The following is a 1,243-nucleotide window of genomic DNA, read 5'->3' on the forward strand; positions in this document are numbered from 1 at the left end:
CCCTAACGTCTCCAGTTTTCACTGAAAAATGATAGGATCCAGAACAGAAAAGGCTAGATGTTACCGATTCACTTATCCAGGGAATTATTCCAATTTGCTTCACATAAATAGGTAGTTCAATGTCTGCTATCAAACTCAGCAATCCCCAAAGAAATTAATGAATATATAAATTTCTTACCGGAATCCCCTAAGACCGTTAGAATTTCCGTTATTGCAAAACGTCTTTGTTCAACAAGGGCTTGAAAAATAAGGTATTCGCTCTCTGAAATTAAAATTTCCTCCTGAAAGTTGCTTACCCTGTATTTCGAATCCTTTTCTAAAAAATCGAAGTGCGCACGATCTACAAATTTAATAAACTCATAATGATTAATGTCACCATCTATAAAGCTCGCAGGCAGAAAAGAGACATCTTCAACCAACTTTCTTTTCATTTGGAACACTAATTCATTCTTTAGATCCTCATTGGAAAATGCCTCTTCAAGAACTTTCTGGATATCACTAAAAACTGCTGAAAAATCATCTAACTCCAACAGGCTTGGAGAAAAATTTTTTCGAAAAACCGGATTAACGTTTTGAATAATATCAACAAATTGCTTTAGTACATCACCACTGGTGTACGGCGCGAGAGAGAATGTTATATGCAATGAAGGTTGGTTTTGCGATACCGCTTTATGGGGAAAACCCCTAGGCAAATATAATGTTGATCCGACGTCAAAATCCAAATTGTGACTAAGTTTTGATTCTTCCAGACGTTCTGGCGTCAATGACCTATCGATAGATATCGGAAACAAAAGTCCATCTGGTTTATTATAAATATGCCAGCTTTTTCTTCCAACTAATTGGATAACTATTACATCATGCGCATCGTAGTGGGTAGCAAATGCTTGTCCGTTTGCAGGCGTCAAATATAAATTTGCCTGCACGGTACTAGCCAAAGATGCCCCTAACATTTCGGTAATCTTTTTTATTTCTTTATCAAACCTAAAAATAGAATTAAACACAATGGAATTTCCATTGTAATATTTATCCAATAGCGCCGAAATATTAAGTTTCCCGTTGCGCAGTCTGGGGGCGGGAAAAGTATTTCCCTTATCTGCGATGCGAACCAGTTCGGAGTGCTCAATATACCGGAACAAAATATTATCGAAATCTGAAAATCTTTCCATTTTTAAAAGCGAACCAACGCCAGGATTCTCTTTCTTAAATAAAGAGTTACTTTCGAAATGCTCACCTATGAACGTTG

The 1,243-nt window shown here is 36.8% G+C and carries 1 protein-coding gene; it reads right to left on the reverse strand.

Annotated features, from left to right (window positions below; genetic code table 11):
- Window positions 1-116: 116 nt before the first annotated feature.
- Window positions 117-1,243 (reverse strand): cupin domain-containing protein (locus QZ824_RS11655; RefSeq protein ID WP_291276185.1); only part of this gene is annotated, 1,127 nt, incomplete at its 5' end.

The organism is Flavobacterium sp. (genome assembly GCF_021151785.1).
Lineage (GTDB): Bacteria > Bacteroidota > Bacteroidia > Flavobacteriales > Flavobacteriaceae > Flavobacterium.